At 65.2% G+C, this 15,742-nt stretch carries 19 protein-coding genes; 14 read left to right on the top strand and 5 right to left on the bottom strand.

The features are described 5' to 3' along the window. Window position 1: 1 nt before the first annotated feature. The 3 genes from DNX69_RS01780 to pxpB are packed head-to-tail and all read right to left on the bottom strand — an operon-like array spanning window position 2 to window position 2,529. A complete protein-coding gene (locus DNX69_RS01780; RefSeq protein WP_110784355.1) occupies window positions 2–766 on the bottom strand; it encodes a LamB/YcsF family protein in 765 nt (254 codons plus the stop codon). Between the two features lie 27 nt (window positions 767–793). Beyond that, window positions 794–1,804: a biotin-dependent carboxyltransferase family protein gene (locus DNX69_RS01785; protein WP_110784308.1), complete on the bottom strand. Its 1,011-nt coding sequence runs from the start codon at window positions 1,802–1,804 to the stop codon at window positions 794–796. Then, window positions 1,801–2,529: a 5-oxoprolinase subunit PxpB gene (pxpB, locus tag DNX69_RS01790; protein ID WP_110784309.1), complete on the bottom strand. Its 729-nt coding sequence runs from the start codon at window positions 2,527–2,529 to the stop codon at window positions 1,801–1,803. The genes DNX69_RS01785 and pxpB overlap by 4 nt, the downstream gene beginning before the upstream one ends. 219 nt (window positions 2,530–2,748) lie before the next feature. Between pxpB and DNX69_RS01795 the strand changes: the two genes are divergently transcribed. The 6 genes from DNX69_RS01795 (at window position 2,749) to DNX69_RS01820 (ending at window position 6,497) form a co-directional block, all read left to right on the top strand. Beyond that, window positions 2,749–3,462 carry a ribonuclease activity regulator RraA gene (locus DNX69_RS01795; RefSeq protein WP_110784310.1) on the top strand — a complete coding sequence of 238 codons (714 nt, stop codon included), beginning with the start codon at window positions 2,749–2,751 and terminating at the stop codon, window positions 3,460–3,462. A gap of 12 nt (window positions 3,463–3,474) precedes the next feature. Continuing rightward, window positions 3,475–3,882, top strand: a complete 408-nt coding sequence (locus tag DNX69_RS01800) for a (R)-mandelonitrile lyase (protein ID WP_011158235.1) — start codon at window positions 3,475–3,477, stop codon at window positions 3,880–3,882. A gap of 122 nt (window positions 3,883–4,004) precedes the next feature. Further along, complete coding sequence (dapA, locus tag DNX69_RS01805) at window positions 4,005–4,895, top strand: 4-hydroxy-tetrahydrodipicolinate synthase (protein ID WP_110784311.1); 891 nt, start codon at window positions 4,005–4,007, stop codon at window positions 4,893–4,895. 10 nt (window positions 4,896–4,905) lie between these two features. Next, the gene (mscL, locus tag DNX69_RS01810; protein ID WP_110784312.1) at window positions 4,906–5,385 is read left to right on the top strand and encodes a large conductance mechanosensitive channel protein MscL; all 480 of its coding nucleotides are present in this window, start codon (window positions 4,906–4,908) and stop codon (window positions 5,383–5,385) included. A 37-nt stretch (window positions 5,386–5,422) separates the two neighbouring features. Beyond that, window positions 5,423–5,896, top strand: a complete 474-nt coding sequence (smpB, locus tag DNX69_RS01815; protein WP_110784313.1) for an SsrA-binding protein SmpB — start codon at window positions 5,423–5,425, stop codon at window positions 5,894–5,896. 22 nt (window positions 5,897–5,918) lie between these two features. Continuing rightward, on the top strand, window positions 5,919–6,497 hold the full coding sequence (locus DNX69_RS01820; RefSeq protein ID WP_110784314.1) for a peroxiredoxin: 579 nt from the start codon (window positions 5,919–5,921) through the stop codon (window positions 6,495–6,497). Window positions 6,498–6,628: 131 nt separating this feature from the next. Here DNX69_RS01820 and DNX69_RS01825 read toward each other — a convergent pair whose 3' ends face one another. Together DNX69_RS01825 and DNX69_RS01830 are read right to left on the bottom strand one after the other, a co-directional pair. Then, window positions 6,629–7,303, bottom strand: a complete 675-nt coding sequence (locus DNX69_RS01825) for a uracil-DNA glycosylase (protein ID WP_110784315.1) — start codon at window positions 7,301–7,303, stop codon at window positions 6,629–6,631. Window positions 7,304–7,308: 5 nt separating this feature from the next. Next, entirely contained in the window at window positions 7,309–7,950 is a 642-nt protein-coding gene (locus DNX69_RS01830) for an NYN domain-containing protein (protein ID WP_110784316.1), read from the bottom strand. Window positions 7,951–8,294: 344 nt separating this feature from the next. On the opposite strand from DNX69_RS01830, the gene rpoZ reads away from it, so the two are divergent. The 8 genes from rpoZ to DNX69_RS01870 all read left to right on the top strand — a co-directional run bounded on the left by rpoZ (window position 8,295) and on the right by DNX69_RS01870 (window position 15,718). Continuing rightward, window positions 8,295–8,687 carry a DNA-directed RNA polymerase subunit omega gene (rpoZ, locus tag DNX69_RS01835; protein ID WP_013502516.1) on the top strand — a complete coding sequence of 131 codons (393 nt, stop codon included), beginning with the start codon at window positions 8,295–8,297 and terminating at the stop codon, window positions 8,685–8,687. A 265-nt stretch (window positions 8,688–8,952) separates the two neighbouring features. After that, window positions 8,953–11,238 carry a RelA/SpoT family protein gene (locus DNX69_RS01840; RefSeq protein ID WP_110784317.1) on the top strand — a complete coding sequence of 762 codons (2,286 nt, stop codon included), beginning with the start codon at window positions 8,953–8,955 and terminating at the stop codon, window positions 11,236–11,238. A gap of 149 nt (window positions 11,239–11,387) precedes the next feature. Beyond that, a complete protein-coding gene (locus tag DNX69_RS01845; protein ID WP_110784318.1) occupies window positions 11,388–12,152 on the top strand; it encodes a pyridoxine 5'-phosphate synthase in 765 nt (254 codons plus the stop codon). Further along, window positions 12,149–12,589, top strand: coding sequence for a holo-ACP synthase (gene acpS, locus DNX69_RS01850; protein ID WP_110784319.1), 441 nt, complete (start codon window positions 12,149–12,151; stop codon window positions 12,587–12,589). The genes DNX69_RS01845 and acpS overlap by 4 nt, the downstream gene beginning before the upstream one ends. 241 nt (window positions 12,590–12,830) lie before the next feature. Continuing rightward, entirely contained in the window at window positions 12,831–13,589 is a 759-nt protein-coding gene (lepB, locus tag DNX69_RS01855; protein ID WP_110784320.1) for a signal peptidase I, read from the top strand. Then, window positions 13,586–14,404: a ribonuclease III gene (rnc, locus tag DNX69_RS01860; protein WP_110784321.1), complete on the top strand. Its 819-nt coding sequence runs from the start codon at window positions 13,586–13,588 to the stop codon at window positions 14,402–14,404. Before lepB ends, rnc begins: the two co-directional genes overlap by 4 nt. Next, on the top strand, window positions 14,397–15,320 hold the full coding sequence (gene era / locus DNX69_RS01865) for a GTPase Era (protein ID WP_165825162.1): 924 nt from the start codon (window positions 14,397–14,399) through the stop codon (window positions 15,318–15,320). The genes rnc and era overlap by 8 nt, the downstream gene beginning before the upstream one ends. Beyond that, complete coding sequence (locus tag DNX69_RS01870) at window positions 15,317–15,718, top strand: hypothetical protein (RefSeq protein ID WP_110784323.1); 402 nt, start codon at window positions 15,317–15,319, stop codon at window positions 15,716–15,718. Before era ends, DNX69_RS01870 begins: the two co-directional genes overlap by 4 nt. Window positions 15,719–15,742 lie beyond the last annotated feature (24 nt).

The following is a 15,742-nucleotide window of genomic DNA, read 5'->3' on the forward strand; positions in this document are numbered from 1 at the left end:
CTTAAGCTCCGGCGAACGGCGCCACCGTGATGCCGCTCGCCTCGAGCTTCTGGCGGACGCCGCGCGCGATCTCGACCGCGCCCTTGGTGTCGCCGTGGATGCACACGGTGTCGGTGCGCATCTTGATGACTTTGCCGGTGACCGAGACGACGGCGCCGTCCTGCGCCATCCGCAAGACGCGTTCGGCGATCTCATTGGGATCGTGCAGGACCGCGCCGGGCTTCTTGCGCGAAACCAGGTTGCCGTCGTCCTCGTAGGCCCGATCGGCAAATACCTCGTGCGCCAGCGGCAGGCCGGCGGCTTCGCCCGCCAGCATCAGTTTCGAGTTCGCCAGCACGACGAACACCAGCGATGGATCGACCGCCTTGATCGCCGATGCGATCGCGCGCGCGGTCATGTCGTCCTCGCAGGCGACGTTGGAGAGGGCACCGTGCGCCTTGACGTGGGTGACCTTGTGGCCGGCGAGGGCGGCGACCGCCTGCAGCGCGCCGATCTGGTAGGCGACGAGGTTTTCGATCTCGGCGGCTGTGATGCCCGGCACCGGCCGGCGGCCGAAGCCGTGCAGGTCGCGGAAGCCCGGATGCGCCCCGATCGCGACGCCGTTTTGCTTCGCCAGCTTCACGGTCGCGTGCATGATGTCCGGGTCGCCGGCATGGAAGCCGCAGGCGATGTTGACGCTGGTGGCGATCTGCATCATCGCCGCATCGTCACCCATCTGCCAGACGCCAAAACCTTCGCCGAGGTCGCAGTTCAGATCGATCTTCATCTCGATTGGTCCCATCGTCGGATTCGATTACTCCGCCGTCAGCGCATCGATTGCGGTGCCGGCGACGTTGGCGGTGAGCAGCGCGTCGAGGTCGATGGTGGCGTGCTGTGCGTCGCGCAGCAGGTCGGGCAGTGAGCGGATCTGCTGGGCCATCGCGCGATAGGCCGACTGCGCTTCATCGACGCTCACGGCCTGGAAGCGGAACGGACGGCCTGGCTGGCGCTGCGCCAGGCGGCCGAGGTCGGCCGTGATCACAGTGGCGATCTTCGGATAGCCGCCGCTGGTGCCGCGGTCGGGCATCAGCACGATCGGCTGGCCCGAACCGGGCACCTGGATGCTGCCGTTGACCGTGCCGTCCGAGACGATGTTGTGGCCGTGCAGATGCGGGATCTGCGGACCGTCGAGACGATAGCCCATTCGGTCGCTGGTCGCCGAAATCGACCATTCGCCGGCGAGGAAGGTGGCGACTGCTTCGCCAAACTCATCGTCCTGCGGGCCGAGCACGACGCGGATCGGCGTATCGGGCTGCTCCGGCAGATCGAGGCGGCGCTCGGCCGCCGGCGCTGCCGACTTGACTGCGATCGTATCGCCCGCCTGAAGCGGTCGCGGGTAGGGGCTCCCAAGACCGGCACGTGCGTTCACTGCAAGACTGCCGAACATCGGTTCGCCGCCGACGCCGCCCTCGATTCCGAGATAGCTGAACACGCCGCCGCGTGCGACGCCGAGCGTGAGGATCTGACCTTCGGCGAGCGTGAAAGACTCGTTGAACGCCAGCGGCGTCCCATCGATCGCAGCGGGTCGCTCGGCGCCGGTCAGCGCCAGCCGCACCGCGCCGTCGTGCGCGGAGAGTTTCGCGCCGAGCGGGCCGAGTTCGATCGCCGCCGCGAATGCGCTGTTGCCGACCAGCACGTTGGCGGCGGCAAGCGACAGCCGGTCCATCGCGCCGCTCGGCGTCAGGCCGTAGCGCTGTGCGCCGTGGCGGCCGGCGTCCTGCACGGAAGTGGCCGGGCCGACGCTGTCGATCACAAGCTTCGTCATGCGCTCAGCAGGTCCGCGACGATTTCGCCATGGGATGCTGCATTGTCCCGTTCGGCGAATTCCTTGGCATCGATCTGCGCAAAGCTGATCGCATCGCCGGGTTCGAGCAAAAAGATCGGCTCCCTGTGCAACTGATAGGTCCGCACCGGCGTGCGCCCGAGCAGGTGCCACCCGCTTGGTCCGGGCAGACATTGGATACCGGTCTGGATGCCGCCGACCGACACCGTGCCGGCCGGCGTGTGCAGCCGCGGTGCTTGCCGCCGGGGCATCGCCAGCGCTGGATCGAGGCCGGAGAGATACGACCAGCCCGGCGTGAAGCCGATCATCGCGACGCGATACTCACCGGCCGCATGGCGCGCGACCAGTGCATCGGGGGTGGTATTCAAAGCCCGTGCCGCGTCCTCCAGATCGATGCCGTGCTCGCCGCCGTAGCACACCGGAATTCGCCAGCGCCGCTTGGCGACAGTCTCGCCATCGTCGACCGCTTGTGCGAGCGTTGTGAGTTGAGCCGACAATGCGTCGAAGCCGATCGTCTCCGGATCGTAATGCACCAGAAGGGAGCGATAGGTCGGCACGGTTTCGATGATGCCGGCGATCGGCGTCTGGCTCAGTCGGCGATCGAGCGCGAGCACGCGGCGATTGGATTCGTCGCTGATATCGCGGCCGAACTCCACGGTGATCGCAGCGTCACCGCTCGGCATCATTCTGGGAATTGGGGCGGTCATGCCGCAACGATCTCACAAACCTACCGGCCGCGATAGCGCGTTTTCCGGGCGGACGAAAATCACTCCGCAACTAACGCACAGTCGATAAGTCGGTGTCCGCAAAGGCGATAAAATGCGATGATCGCCATGCGCTGGCGGCGCTGCCGATCGCAGGGTTGCGTCTTGACGCGGCAGTCGCCGCCCGCAAGATGCGCCGACAATCACCGGAGCTCTCCCTTCATGTCACTCACCCCGCAAGCCATCGACATCCTGTCGCGCGTCTCGACCGCGACCCTCACCACGGTGCTGCTGAAGAAGGGACTGCGCAACGTCTGGATGCGCGGCGCGCGGCCGCTGCGGCCGGGCGCGACGCGGCTGGTCGGCGAGGCGTTCACGCTGCGCTTCGTGCCGGCGCGCGAGGATCTGGCGACGCCGGAGTCCTGGGCCTCGCCGATCTCGACCCGCGCCGCGATCGAGGCGATGCCGGAAGGCTGCATCGCCGTGGTCGACGCCATGGGCATCAAGGACGCCGGCATCTTCGGCGACATCCTGTGCGCCCGGATGGTCAAGCGCGGCATTACGGCGCTGATCACCGACGGTGTGGTGCGCGACCTCGAAGGCGTGCTCGGCACCGGCCTGCCAGTGTGGTGCGACGGCGCGGCGGCGCCGCCCTCGGTGGCCGGTCTGACCTTCGTCGGTTGGGACCAGCCGATCGGTTGCGGCGGCGTCGCGGTGTTCCCGAAGGACATCATCGTCGCTGACCAGGACGGCGCAGTGCTGATCCCGCAGGCGCTGCTCGACCACGTGCTGGCCGAAGGGCCGGAGCAGGAGCGGATGGAAGGCTGGATCGTCGAGGAGGTCAACAACGGTGCGGTGCTGCCCGGCCTGTATCCGATGAACGCCGAAACCAAGGCGCGCTACGCCGCGTTCAAGGAAAAGGCCGACAAAACCTGAGGAGCCTTGTCGATGGATATCTTCGCGGCCGGCTCGCGCCCGACCCAGCGGGCGCCCAAGGACTATTTCACCGGAACGGTGTGGCAGGACCCGATCGTCGCCGCACCGGCGCCGGCGCGTCTGGCCGCAACGCGCGTGGCGTTCGAACCCGGCGCGCGCACTGCGTGGCACACCCATCCGCTCGGACAGACGCTGTATGTTGTGACCGGCGTCGGCCGGATTCAGACCGAAGGCGGCCCGGTGCGGGAGATCCGCGCCGGCGATGTGGTGTGGATTCCGCCCGGTGAGAAACACTGGCACGGCGCCTCGCCGAGCAACGGCATGACCCATATTGCGATGCAGGAGGCGCTGGACGGCAGTTTCGCCACCTGGATGGAACAGGTCTCCGACGACGACTACGCCGTCGCGCCCTCGGCCTGACGACAGCCGGTCCGAATCCTCAAAACCGCCGGTTTCTCCGCCGATGGGACCCTTTCCCGTGCGGCGGGGACTCGATATGAAGGGCGCTTCGTTGCAAGGTCGCGGGCGTTGAGGAGAACGGAATGGCAGCCAAGACGAAATTTCGGGGGTCGTACACCGCCTTGGTCACGCCGTTCAAAAATGGCGCGCTCGACGAGCAGGCGTTTCGCAGCCTGGTGAACTGGCAGATCGAGCAGGGCACCCACGGCCTGGTGCCGGTCGGAACCACCGGAGAGAGCCCGACCCTGAGCCACGAGGAACACCACAAGGTGGTCGAGTGGTGCATCGAAGAGGCCAAGGGCCGCGTGCCGGTGATCGCCGGGGCGGGCTCCAACTCGACCCGCGAAGCCGTCGAACTGGCGCGCCACGCGGAGAAGGCGGGCGCGGATGCGGTGCTGGTGGTGACGCCGTACTACAACAAGCCGACCCAGGAGGGCATGTATCAGCACTTCAAGGCGGTAAACGATGCGATCGGGATTCCGATCATCATCTACAACATTCCGCCGCGCTCGGTGGTCGACATGTCGGTCGACACCATGAGCCGGCTGTACGAGCTGGATAATATCGCCGGCGTGAAGGACGCGACCGCCAATCTCGGCCGGGTGTCGCAGCAGCGCCACGCGATGGGCCCGGACTTCATCCAGCTCTCCGGCGAGGACATGACCGCGTTGGCCTATATGGCCGCCGGCGGCCATGGCTGCATTTCGGTTGTGTCGAACGTCGCGCCGAAGCTGTGCTCGGATCTGATGGGCGCGGTGTTCGCCGGCGACTATCCGGGCGCGCTGAAGATCCAGGACCGCCTGGTGCCGCTGCACGACGCGGTGTTCAAGGAGCCGGGCGTGGCAGGGGCCAAGCACGGCCTGACGCTGCTCGGCCGGATTCAGGAAGAGGTCCGGCTGCCGCTGATGCCGGTGACCGAACCGACCGGCAAGGCGATCCGTGCCGCGATGATGCATGCAGGGGTGATCAACTGACGGAGCGGGGATGACGACGACCGACTCGGTACGCGACCTCGAGCAGAAGGGGTCGAAGCTGCTGAAGGAATTTCGCGACTTCGCGATGAAAGGCAACGTCGTCGACCTCGCGGTCGGCGTCATCATCGGTGCCGCGTTCGGCGGCATCGTCGCCTCGCTGGTCGGCGACATCATCACACCGATCATTGGGGCGATCACCGGCGGCCTGGATTTTTCGAACTACTTCACGCCGCTGTCGAAATCGGTGACGGCCACGACGCTGGCGGAGGCGAAGAAACAGGGCGCGGTGCTGGCGTGGGGCAATTTCCTCACCGTCACGATCAACTTCCTGATTGTGGCCGCGGTGCTGTTTTCGGTGATCCGCTCGCTCAACAGGCTGAAACGTAAGGCGGAAGAGACCAAAGCGCCGCCACCGACCCCGACGCGGCAGGAAGAACTGCTGACCGAGATCCGGGATTTGCTCAAGACGACCGCGCGCCCATCGCCGTAAACGAGACGGCGCGAGCCGCGCCGAAGGAATTGCAGGGATGGCCGACAAGAACGAACGCCCGATCAAGGTCGTGGCGGAGAACCGCAAGGCGCGGTTCAACTATGCGATCGACGACACGATCGAGGTCGGCATCGCGCTGACCGGCACCGAGGTGAAGTCGATCCGTAACGGCAAGAGCACGATCGCGGAGTCGTATGCGGACGCGCGGGGTAGCGAGATCTGGCTGATCAACGCCAACATTCCGGAATATCTGCAGGCCAACCGCTTCAATCACGAGCCGAAGCGGCCGCGCAAACTGCTGCTGCATCGCAAGCAGATCAACAAGCTGATCGGCGCGGTCGAGCGCGACGGCATGACGCTGATTCCGCTCAAGCTGTATTTCAACGAGCGCGGCCGCGCCAAGCTGCAGCTCGCGCTCGCCAAGGGCAAGAAGCTGCACGACAAGCGCGAGACCGAGAAGAAGCGCGACTGGAATCGGGAAAAGGGCCGCCTGCTGCGCGCGCGCGGCTGAGCGGCATCACCGGAAGGCTCGGATGGCGAACCAGCCCAACATCCTGGATGTCGATTGGAGCGCGATTCCGGCGCCGGCGGACGACGGCGGAGCCGCACATCTGCCGGGCTCAGCGATTCCTCCTGTGGCGCTGGCGGCGACCGGTGGCGGCGACGTCGCTCTGGCCGCGCTGACGGGACGCACCGTGGTGTTCGCCTATCCGCGGACCGGAGAGCCGGGCAAGATCGCCCCGGTCGACGACTGGGACATGATCCCCGGTGCGCGCGGCTGCACGCCGCAGGCCTGTTCGTTCCGAGATTTGTTTGCCGAGCTGAAAGCCGCGGGGGCCGACGCAGTGTTCGGTCTGTCGACGCAGTCGACCGCGTACCAGTCCGAAATGGTGGAACGGCTGCATCTGCCGTTCCCGGTGCTGTCCGACGAGGCGCTCGAACTGACGCGCGCCTTGAACCTGCCGACCATGCAGGTCGCCGGCATGACGCTGCTGAAGCGGATGGCGCTGATCATCGACGACGGCCGGATCATTCACGTGTTCTATCCGGTGTTCCCACCGGATCGGAACGCCGGTGATGTGTTGGAGTGGCTGAGGGCCAATCCGCGCTAGTTAGCTAGCAGTCTCGGTTGACCCATCCCCGTCATTGCGAGCGAAGCGAAGCAATCCAGAGGCTTCAGAACGTGACCTCTGGATTGCTTCGTCGCTTTCGCTCCTCGCAATGACAATTCTCTCTGATCCAACTACGCGCTGAGATCGTCGCGCACCCGCGCGAACACGTCTTGGAACATCTTCGGCGTCAGCACGCCGGTGTTGGTGTTGTAGCGGGAGCAGTGATAGCTGTCGTACAGCCGATAGCGACCGGCGTCGTGCACCGCGCCGTGACCGAACGGGGCTTGTCCGGCGCGGAGACCGAGCGCCTTCAGCGTCGAGTCGTGAGCGATCCGGCCCAGCAGGACGATCGCGCGGAGCTTCGGCATCGCCTCGATTGTCGCGACCAGAAACTGCCGGCAGGTGTTGATCTCTATTGGCAGCGGCTTGTTCTGCGGCGGCACGCAGCGCACCGCGTTGCTGATCCGGCAGTCGATCAGGCGCAGGCCGTCGTCGGGGCGCGCCTGATAGTGGCCGCTGGCGAAGCCGTAGTCGATCAGCGTGGCGTAGAGCAGGTCGCCGGCGTAGTCGCCGGTGAACGGGCGCCCGGTGCGATTGGCGCCTTGCACACCCGGCGCGAGACCGACGATCAGCAGCGATGCGTCGGCATCGCCGAACGACGGCACGGGCGCGTTAAACCAGCCCGGTTCGCGTGCGCGGTTCTCGCTCCGGAATTCGGCGAGTCTCGGGCAGAACGGGCAGTTTCGGTCAGGGGCGGTGAGGGAGGTCGGGACGCGGGGCCCGGAGCCCCGCGTCAGCGTCGGCATGGACCTTAGTCTTCGAAGTCGTCAGCCCCGGCGCGCGACGCCAAGGCGGTCGAGCGCTGCAGGAATTGCGGCGCATGGTGGCGCGGCTCGCGCGGTTCCCGCGGCGGCGGGCGATCGGCCGGATCGCGACCGATCTTCGACTGCAGTTCGACCAGATCGGTGAAGATGTCGGCCTGGCGGCGGAGTTCGTCGGCGATCATCGGCGGCTGGCTGGAGATCGTCGAGATCACGGTGACGCGGACGCCGCGCCGCTGGACGGCCTCGACCAGCGAACGGAAGTCACCGTCACCCGAGAACAGCACCATCTGGTCGATGTGTTCGGCCAGTTCCATGGCATCGACCGCGAGCTCGATGTCCATATTCCCCTTGACCTTGCGGCGGCCGGAGGCGTCGATGAATTCCTTGGTCGCCTTGGTGACGACGGTGTAGCCGTTATAGTCCAGCCAATCGATCAGCGGGCGGATCGACGAGTATTCCTGATCTTCGATGATCGCGGTGTAGTAAAAGGCGCGGACTAAATTGCCGCGGCTTTGAAATTCCTTCAGCAGCCGCTTGTAGTCGATGTCGAAGCCGAGGGTCTTTGCGGTTGCGTAAAGATTGGCGCCGTCGATGAAGAGCGCAATTTTGTTACTGGGGGAAGTGGACATCAAGATCTCTCATGTGTCTGTTGTCAGCTTCTTGGCGCAACGGAAATAGCTGCGCAGCTCAAGTCAATTTTTGCACGAATAGCCGTCGCGCTGGGCAACCGGCACCACTTCAACCGCACGAAGCATCGGCCGGTATTCTATACTTTTCTTTCTGAAAAGAAGCCTTTTGTTGTCGGACTCGTGTTCGTCCGAGTTGGTCGGTCATCGGCCTTCCCGGAATATTGGGTGCATTATCAGAGTGGCTGCGATCGGCCAAATGACAAATTGCTGCTTGCGAAAGCTGGCCACGCCCTATAGGTAGCGGTCTAACCCCGATTTTGATCCTATTAACGGAGCGACTGGCCATGGCGCGCGTCACCGTGGAAGATTGCATTGACAAGGTCGACAACCGGTTCGACCTCGTTCTGTTGGCCGCTCATCGCGCCCGCATGATCTCGTCCGGCTCGCCGCTCACGATCGATCGCGACAACGACAAGAATCCCGTTGTTTCGCTTCGCGAAATTGCGGACCAGACGATCTCTCCGGAAGATCTCAAAGAAGAACTGGTGCATTCGCTGCAGAAGTTCGTCGAGGTCGATGAGCCGGAGCAGGATACCGTTCCGTTGATCGGTTCAGCCGGTGCCAGCGTCGATGCCGACGACACCGAGGTCGCCATGGAGCGGATGACCGAAGAAGAGCTGCTGAAGGGTTTGGAGGGGCTTGCGCCCCCCGAAGAGCAGCCCGAGGAAGACGAATAAGCGAGCTTTCGCTTCAGCACATTTCCGTGATGCGAAACAAGACGGCCCGGATCATCTCCGGGCCGTTTGTCGTTGGGCGATCCCTGAATGCTGGCTGACGACGTTGCCACGGCGCATTGCTGCCTTGACCTAAACTCCGCCGAAATCGCCGTTTTTTCTGGCTGTTTAGGTTCCTTTCGTGGCACAAGTTCTGGACCGTCAGGCGAGCGCAAGGTGACGGCCGCGGCGAGCCAAGTCTTGCCGCGGTGCAATAGAGGTTTGTGAAATGGCGTCAGGACGCCAGAGTTCGAAGCAGATGGAGCAGGCCGGCGGGGCAGCCGCTGTCGCCGAGCCGGTTGCCGCGGTCAAGCCGAGATCCCGTGCCCGCATGATGCGGCAATACGACTTGGTCGAACGGGTCCGGTCGTACAATCCGAATACCGACGAGGATCTGCTCAACCGGGCGTATGTGTACGCCATGATGGCGCATGGCGAGCAGATCCGTGCGTCGGGCGACCCGTACTTTTCCCATCCGCTCGAAGTCGCGGCGATTCTGACCAATCTCAAGCTCGACGACGCCACCATCGTCGCTGCGCTGTTGCATGATACCATCGAAGACACCGAGGCCACCCGGACCGAGATCGACAACATGTTCGGTCCGGAGATCGGCGCGCTGGTCGAGGGGCTGACCAAGCTGAAGCGGCTCGAGCTGGTGTCGCGCGAAGCCAAGCAGGCGGAAAACCTGCGCAAGCTGCTGCTGGCGATCGCCGACGACGTCCGCGTGTTGTTGATCAAGCTCGCCGACCGCCTGCACAACATGCGCACGCTGGAGTTCGTGCCGCCGGCGTCGCGGCAGCGCATCGCCGAAGAGACGCTCGACATCTACGCGCCGCTCGCAGGCCGCATGGGCATGCAGGAGATGCGCGAGGAGCTCGAGGATCTGTCGTTCCGCAGCCTCGACCCCGAAGCCTTCACGGTCGTGATGCAACGGCTCGACGCGCTGGCCGAGCGTAACCGCAATCTGATCGGCGAGATCGAAAGCCAGCTCTCCGCCAATCTCGCCCGCCACGGCATTGCGGCGGAGGTCACCGGGCGGCGCAAGCGGCCGTTTTCGATCTGGACCAAGATGGAGCGGAAGTCGGTCGGCTTCGAGCAGCTCTCGGATATCTACGGCTTTCGAGTCGTGCTCGACAACGTCGAGGCCTGTTATCGCGCGCTTGGGGTCGTGCACACCACCTGGCCGATGGTGCCGGGCCGGTTCAAGGACTACATCTCGACCCCGAAGCAGAACGATTATCGCTCGCTGCACACCACGGTGATCGGTCCCGGTCAGCAGCGCGTCGAACTGCAGTTCCGGACCCGCGAGATGAACCAGATCGCCGAATACGGCATCGCCGCGCACGCGTTCTACAAGGACGGCGTCGGCTCGCCGACCGAGCTGCTGAACCGCGAATCCAATGCGTTCGCCTGGCTTCGTCACACCATCGAAATGCTGTCGGAGAGCTCGAACCCGGAGGAATTCCTCGAGCACACCAAGCTCGAGCTGTTCCACGATCAGGTGTTCTGCTTCACCCCGAAGGGCAAGCTGATCGCGCTGCCGCGCAAGGCCAACGTCGTCGACTTCGCCTATGCGGTGCACACCGACGTCGGCAACAGCGCGGTCGGCTGCAAGATCAACGGCAAGTTCGCGCCGCTGTCGTCGGAGCTGCAGAACGGCGACGAGGTCGAGGTCCTGACCTCGCCGGTGCAGTCGGCGCCGCCGGCCGCGTGGGAGTCGCTTGCCGTCACCGGCAAGGCACGGGCGGCGATCCGCCGAGCCACGCGCGTCGCGATGCGCGACCAATATGCCGGCCTCGGCCGCCGTATCGTCGAGCGTCTGTTCGCCCGCGCCAAGATCGACTACGCCGACGACAAGCTGAAAGGCGCGCTGCCGCGGCTGGCGCGCGCTTCGGTCGAAGAGGTGATGGCGTCGGTCGGCCGCGGCGAGATCAAAGCTTCGGACGTCGCCCGTGCGATGTACCCAGACTACAAGGAAGAGCGCATCGCCCGGTTTGGCGGCAAGAAGGAGGCATCCGACAAGGCGGTCGTCGGCAAGCCGGTCGAGACCGGCAAGGTCAGCTCGGTGATTCCGATCGGCGGCCTGCACTCCGGCCTGCCGGTGAAGTTCGCGCCGAACGGCGGCGCGGTGCCGGGCGACCGGATCGTCGGCATCGTCACGCCGGGCGAGGGCATCACGATCTATCCGATCCAGTCGCCGGCCTTGACGGAGTTCGAGGAAGAGCCGGAGCGTTGGCTCGACGTGAAGTGGGACATCGACGAAACCACGCCGCAGCGCTTCCCGGCGCGGCTGTTCGTTCAGAACGTCAACGAGCCCGGCAGTCTCGCGCAGATCGCCGGGGTGATCGCCGAACACGATGGCAATATCGACAATATCAATATGAGCCGGCGGTCGCCGGACTTCACCGAACTCACCATCGATCTCGAGGTCTACGACCTCAAGCACCTCAGCGCCATCATCGCCCAGCTCCGCGCCAAAGACGTTGTCGCTCATGTCGAGCGGGTCAACGGCTGAGGCGAGGCGGCGCAGGAGGTAGTTCGTATGTTCGTCATTGCGAGCGAAGCGAAGCAATCCAGGACAACGCACCCTGAACTGGATTGCTTCGCCGCTTCGCTCCTCGCAATGACGAGTGATGTCCACTCCAGGTCTTTCGGTTCTCGATAATGTCCAAAGCTCCTCCGCTGCGTCTCGGCGTCAATATCGATCACATCGCCACGCTGCGGAACGCGCGCGGCGGCCGTCATCCCGATCCGCTTCGCGCCGCATTCGCGGCGATCGAGGCCGGCGCTGACGGCATCACGGCGCATTTGCGCGAAGATCGCCGTCACATCCGAGACGCCGACATGCAGCGGCTGAAGGCGGAGATCTCCAAGCCGCTGAATTTCGAAATGGCGGCGACCGACGAAATGGTCCGGATCGCGCTTCAGGTGAAGCCGCACGCGGTGTGTCTGGTGCCGGAGCGGCGCGAGGAATTGACGACCGAAGGCGGCCTCGACGCGGTCGGCCAACAAGCCTCGCTGGCGCCAGCGATCGCGCGCTTCAACGACGCCGGCATCCGCGCCTCGCTGTTCATTGCGGCCGATCCGGCGCAGATCGAAACGGCGGCGAAGCTGAAGGCGCCGGCGATCGAAATTCACACCGGTGCCTGGTGCGACGCGATCAATGACGGCGACACCGCAAAGGCGACGGCCGAATGGCAGCGCATCGTCAAAGGTGCCGCGCTGGCGCGCTCGGCCGGGCTCGAAGTCCACGCCGGCCACGGCCTCGATTACGCCACCGCCGAGACGATTTCGGCGCTGCCGGAGATCGCCGAACTCAACATCGGCTTCTACATGATCGGCGAGGCGCTGTTCGTCGGTCTCGGCGAGACCGTGCGGGCGATGCGGGCCGCGATGGAGCGGGGCCGCGCCAAGGCGGTTGCCGCATGATCATCGGCATCGGGTCCGATCTGATCGACATTACCAGGATCGCCAAGGTGATGGAGCGCCACGGCGATCGTTTCCTCGATCGGGTGTTCACGCCGGCAGAGCGGGCGAGGGCCGAGCGGCGCGCCAAAAAGGCCGAGCTGGTCGCCGCGACCTACGCCAAGCGCTTCGCCGCGAAGGAAGCCTGCTCCAAGGCGCTCGGCACCGGCATCCGCCAGGGGGTGTGGTGGCGCGACATGGGGGTGGTCAATCTGCCCGGCGGCCGGCCGACCATGGTGCTGACCGGCGGAGCCAAGGCGCGGCTCGACGCCCTGACGCCCCAGGGCATGACGGCCCGGATCGACCTGTCGATCACCGACGAATGGCCGCTCGCCCAGGCATTCGTGGTCATTTCGGCGGTTCCGGCGACCGCCGAGGGGACCGGCGCCACGCTCTCGTGAGACGGAAAAGCGGCTGATTCGTCATAGCATTAGCCATCGATGCCGCGACGTTTGATTGCACCGGTCGCGACAACAGTCTACAACCGCGCGGAATCCCCTAATGGGGGCGAGTCCTCGGCGAACGAGCGCCGGTCGTGGCGTGTCCGCCGCTGCCGCCATGTCTCACCCTCCGCCCGGACCCGCTCCAACACCAGTCCAGTCGTCCACCGCGCGGCGCCCCGCGACGGGAATCGGGAAAGCGATGAGCGTGACATCCGGAACCAAATCTGAGAGCGGCGTCGGCGAAACCATCCGCGTCGTCATTCACGCCCTTCTCATCGCACTGGTGATCCGCACCTTCCTGTTCCAGCCTTTCAACATCCCGTCGGGATCGATGAAGGCGACGCTGCTGGTCGGCGACTATCTGTTCGTCTCGAAATATTCCTACGGCTACAGCCACTACTCGATCCCGCTGTCGCCGCCGCTGTTCTCGGGCCGGATTTTCGGCTCCGATCCGAACCGCGGTGACGTGGTCGTGTTCCGCCTGCCGAAGGACGACACCACCGACTACATCAAGCGTGTGATCGGCCTGCCGGGCGATCGCATCCAGATGCGGGAAGGGCTGCTCTACATCAACGACAAGCCGGTCGAGCGTGAGCGGCTGTCGGACTATGTCGGCGAGGATCCGTGCGGGTCGGAAGCGACCGCGCGCGTCAAGCGTTGGAAGGAAACGCTGCCGAACGGCGTGTCCTACGAGACGCTGGATTGCGTCGACAACGGGTTCTACGACAACACCAATGTCTACACCGTGCCGCCCGGCCACTTCTTCATGATGGGCGACAACCGCGACAACTCCACCGACAGCCGTGTGCTCTCGGCGGTCGGTTACGTTCCTTACGAGAACCTGATCGGCCGTGCGCAGATGATCTTCTTCTCGATCGCCGAGGGCGAGCACGCCTGGCAGATCTGGCGCTGGCCCACCGCCGTGCGCTGGGGCCGCATCTTCACCATCGTGCGATGACCGATGACGTGACCAACGTCGAGCCTGACTCGGCGACCAGCGATCCGCAGCCGCAGCAAGTTCCAGCGGCCGAGCCTTCCGCTGCGAAGAAGCGTCGTGCCAGCAAAGCCAAGTCCAAGGCGACGGCGGCAGCGATCGAGCAGCGGCTCGGCCACAGCTTCGCCGATCCGGCGCTGTTGACCACCGCTCTCACGCACGTCTCGGCGCTGAAATCCGCGCGCCGCACCGACAGTTATCAGCGGCTCGAGTTTCTCGGCGACCATGTGCTCGGCCTGATCGTGTCCGACATGCTGTATCGGGCGTTTCCCGATGCCGACGAAGGCGAATTGTCGAAGCGGCTGGCCGACCTGGTGCGCAAGGAAACCTGCGCAGACGTGGCGCGTAGTCTCGATCTCATCGAAGGCATCAAACTCGGCACCGTCGGGGCGGGCGTCGGCGCCAAGCTGCGCCGGTCGGTGCTCGGCGACATCTGCGAAGCGGTGATCGGCGCGATCTATCTCGACGGCGGCTACGACGCGGCATCCGACTTCGTCCGGCGCAACTGGACCGAACGGATGCGCAAGCCGGCGAGGTCGCTCCGCGACCCCAAGACCGTGCTGCAGGAGTGGGCGCAGGCCCGCGGCCTGCCGACGCCGGTGTATCGCGAAGTCGAGCGCACCGGTCCGCATCACGATCCGCAATTCCGCGTCGCCGTCGTGCTTCCCGGCCTGGAGCCGGCGGAGGGCCTCGGCGGCAGCAAGCGCGCGGCCGAAAAGGTCGCGGCATCGGCGATGCTGGCGCGCGAAGGCGTCGGCACAGGCGGCAATGATGGCTGAACATGAAGACGCGGCGCCAGCCGCGACCCGCTGCGGATTCGTTGCGCTGATCGGCGCGCCGAACGTCGGCAAATCTACGCTGGTCAACGCTCTGGTCGGCTCGAAAGTGACGATCGTGTCGCGCAAGGTGCAGACCACCCGCGCGCTGATCCGCGGCATCGTCATCGAGGACGCCTCACAGATCATCCTGGTCGACACGCCCGGCATCTTTGCGCCGAAGCGGCGGCTCGACCGCGCGATGGTCAAGACGGCATGGAGCGGTGCGCACGATGCCGACCTCGTCTGCGTTCTGCTCGACGCCCGGGCCGGCATCAACGAGCAGGCCGAAGACATCCTGGCCAATCTCGCCAATGTCGATCGGCCGAAACTGCTGGTGCTCAACAAGATCGACCTGATCCCCCGCGAGAAACTGCTGACGCTGGCACAGGCCGCCAATCAGCGGCTGGCGTTCGACCAGACCTTTATGGTCTCGGCGTTGACCGGCGATGGTGTCGGTGACTTGCGCAAGGCGCTGGCTGCGCAGGTGCCGCCGGGGCCGTTCCATTATCCCGAAGATCAGATGTCGGACGCGCCGCTGCGCCATCTCGCGGCCGAGATCACCCGCGAGAAGATCTTCCGGAAACTGCATCAGGAATTGCCGTATCAGTCGACGGTGGAGACCGAGACCTGGACCGAGCGCAAGGACGGCTCTGTCAAGATCGAACAGACCATCTTCGTCGAGCGCGAGAGCCAGCGGAAAATCGTGCTCGGCAAGGGCGGTGCCACGATCAAGGCGATCGGCGCCGAGGCGCGCAAGGAGATCGGCGAGATCCTGGAGCAGCCGGTGCACCTGTTCCTGTTCGTCAAGGTGCGCGAGGATTGGGGCAACGATCCTGATCGCTACCGCGAAATGGGCCTGGAGTTTCCCAAGGAATGACCACCAGCACCACCACCAGCCTGCCGCGGAACGTGTACTGGTTCGAAGTGCTGCTTCTGACGTCGCTGATGCTCGACTGCATCTCCGTGGCGTTTCAGGATCGCACCGTGATCGAACCGAGCATGTCGTCCGGTGTCGTCGCCGCCGCCAACACCATGGCGGCCGCGCTGATCGTGCTGCTGACCTATCTGGTCTGGCTCGCGGCCCATGCCCGCAAGAACTGGGCGCGGGCGGTGCTGACCGCCTCGCTGGTGTTCTCGGTGGTGTCGCTGGGGCAGATCATCGGCGACAGCGGCATCGAAGCCGGGCTGTGGATCGACATCACGTCCTGTGTTTTGACCGCGGTCGGGCTGTATCTGTCCTACACCGGCGACGCTCGCGGCTGGTTCACCGCCTAGAGACCGGGCGGGCGCGACGACAGC

Origin of the sequence: Rhodopseudomonas palustris (assembly GCF_003226555.1) — a bacterium.
Classification (GTDB): domain Bacteria; phylum Pseudomonadota; class Alphaproteobacteria; order Rhizobiales; family Xanthobacteraceae; genus Rhodopseudomonas; species Rhodopseudomonas palustris_I.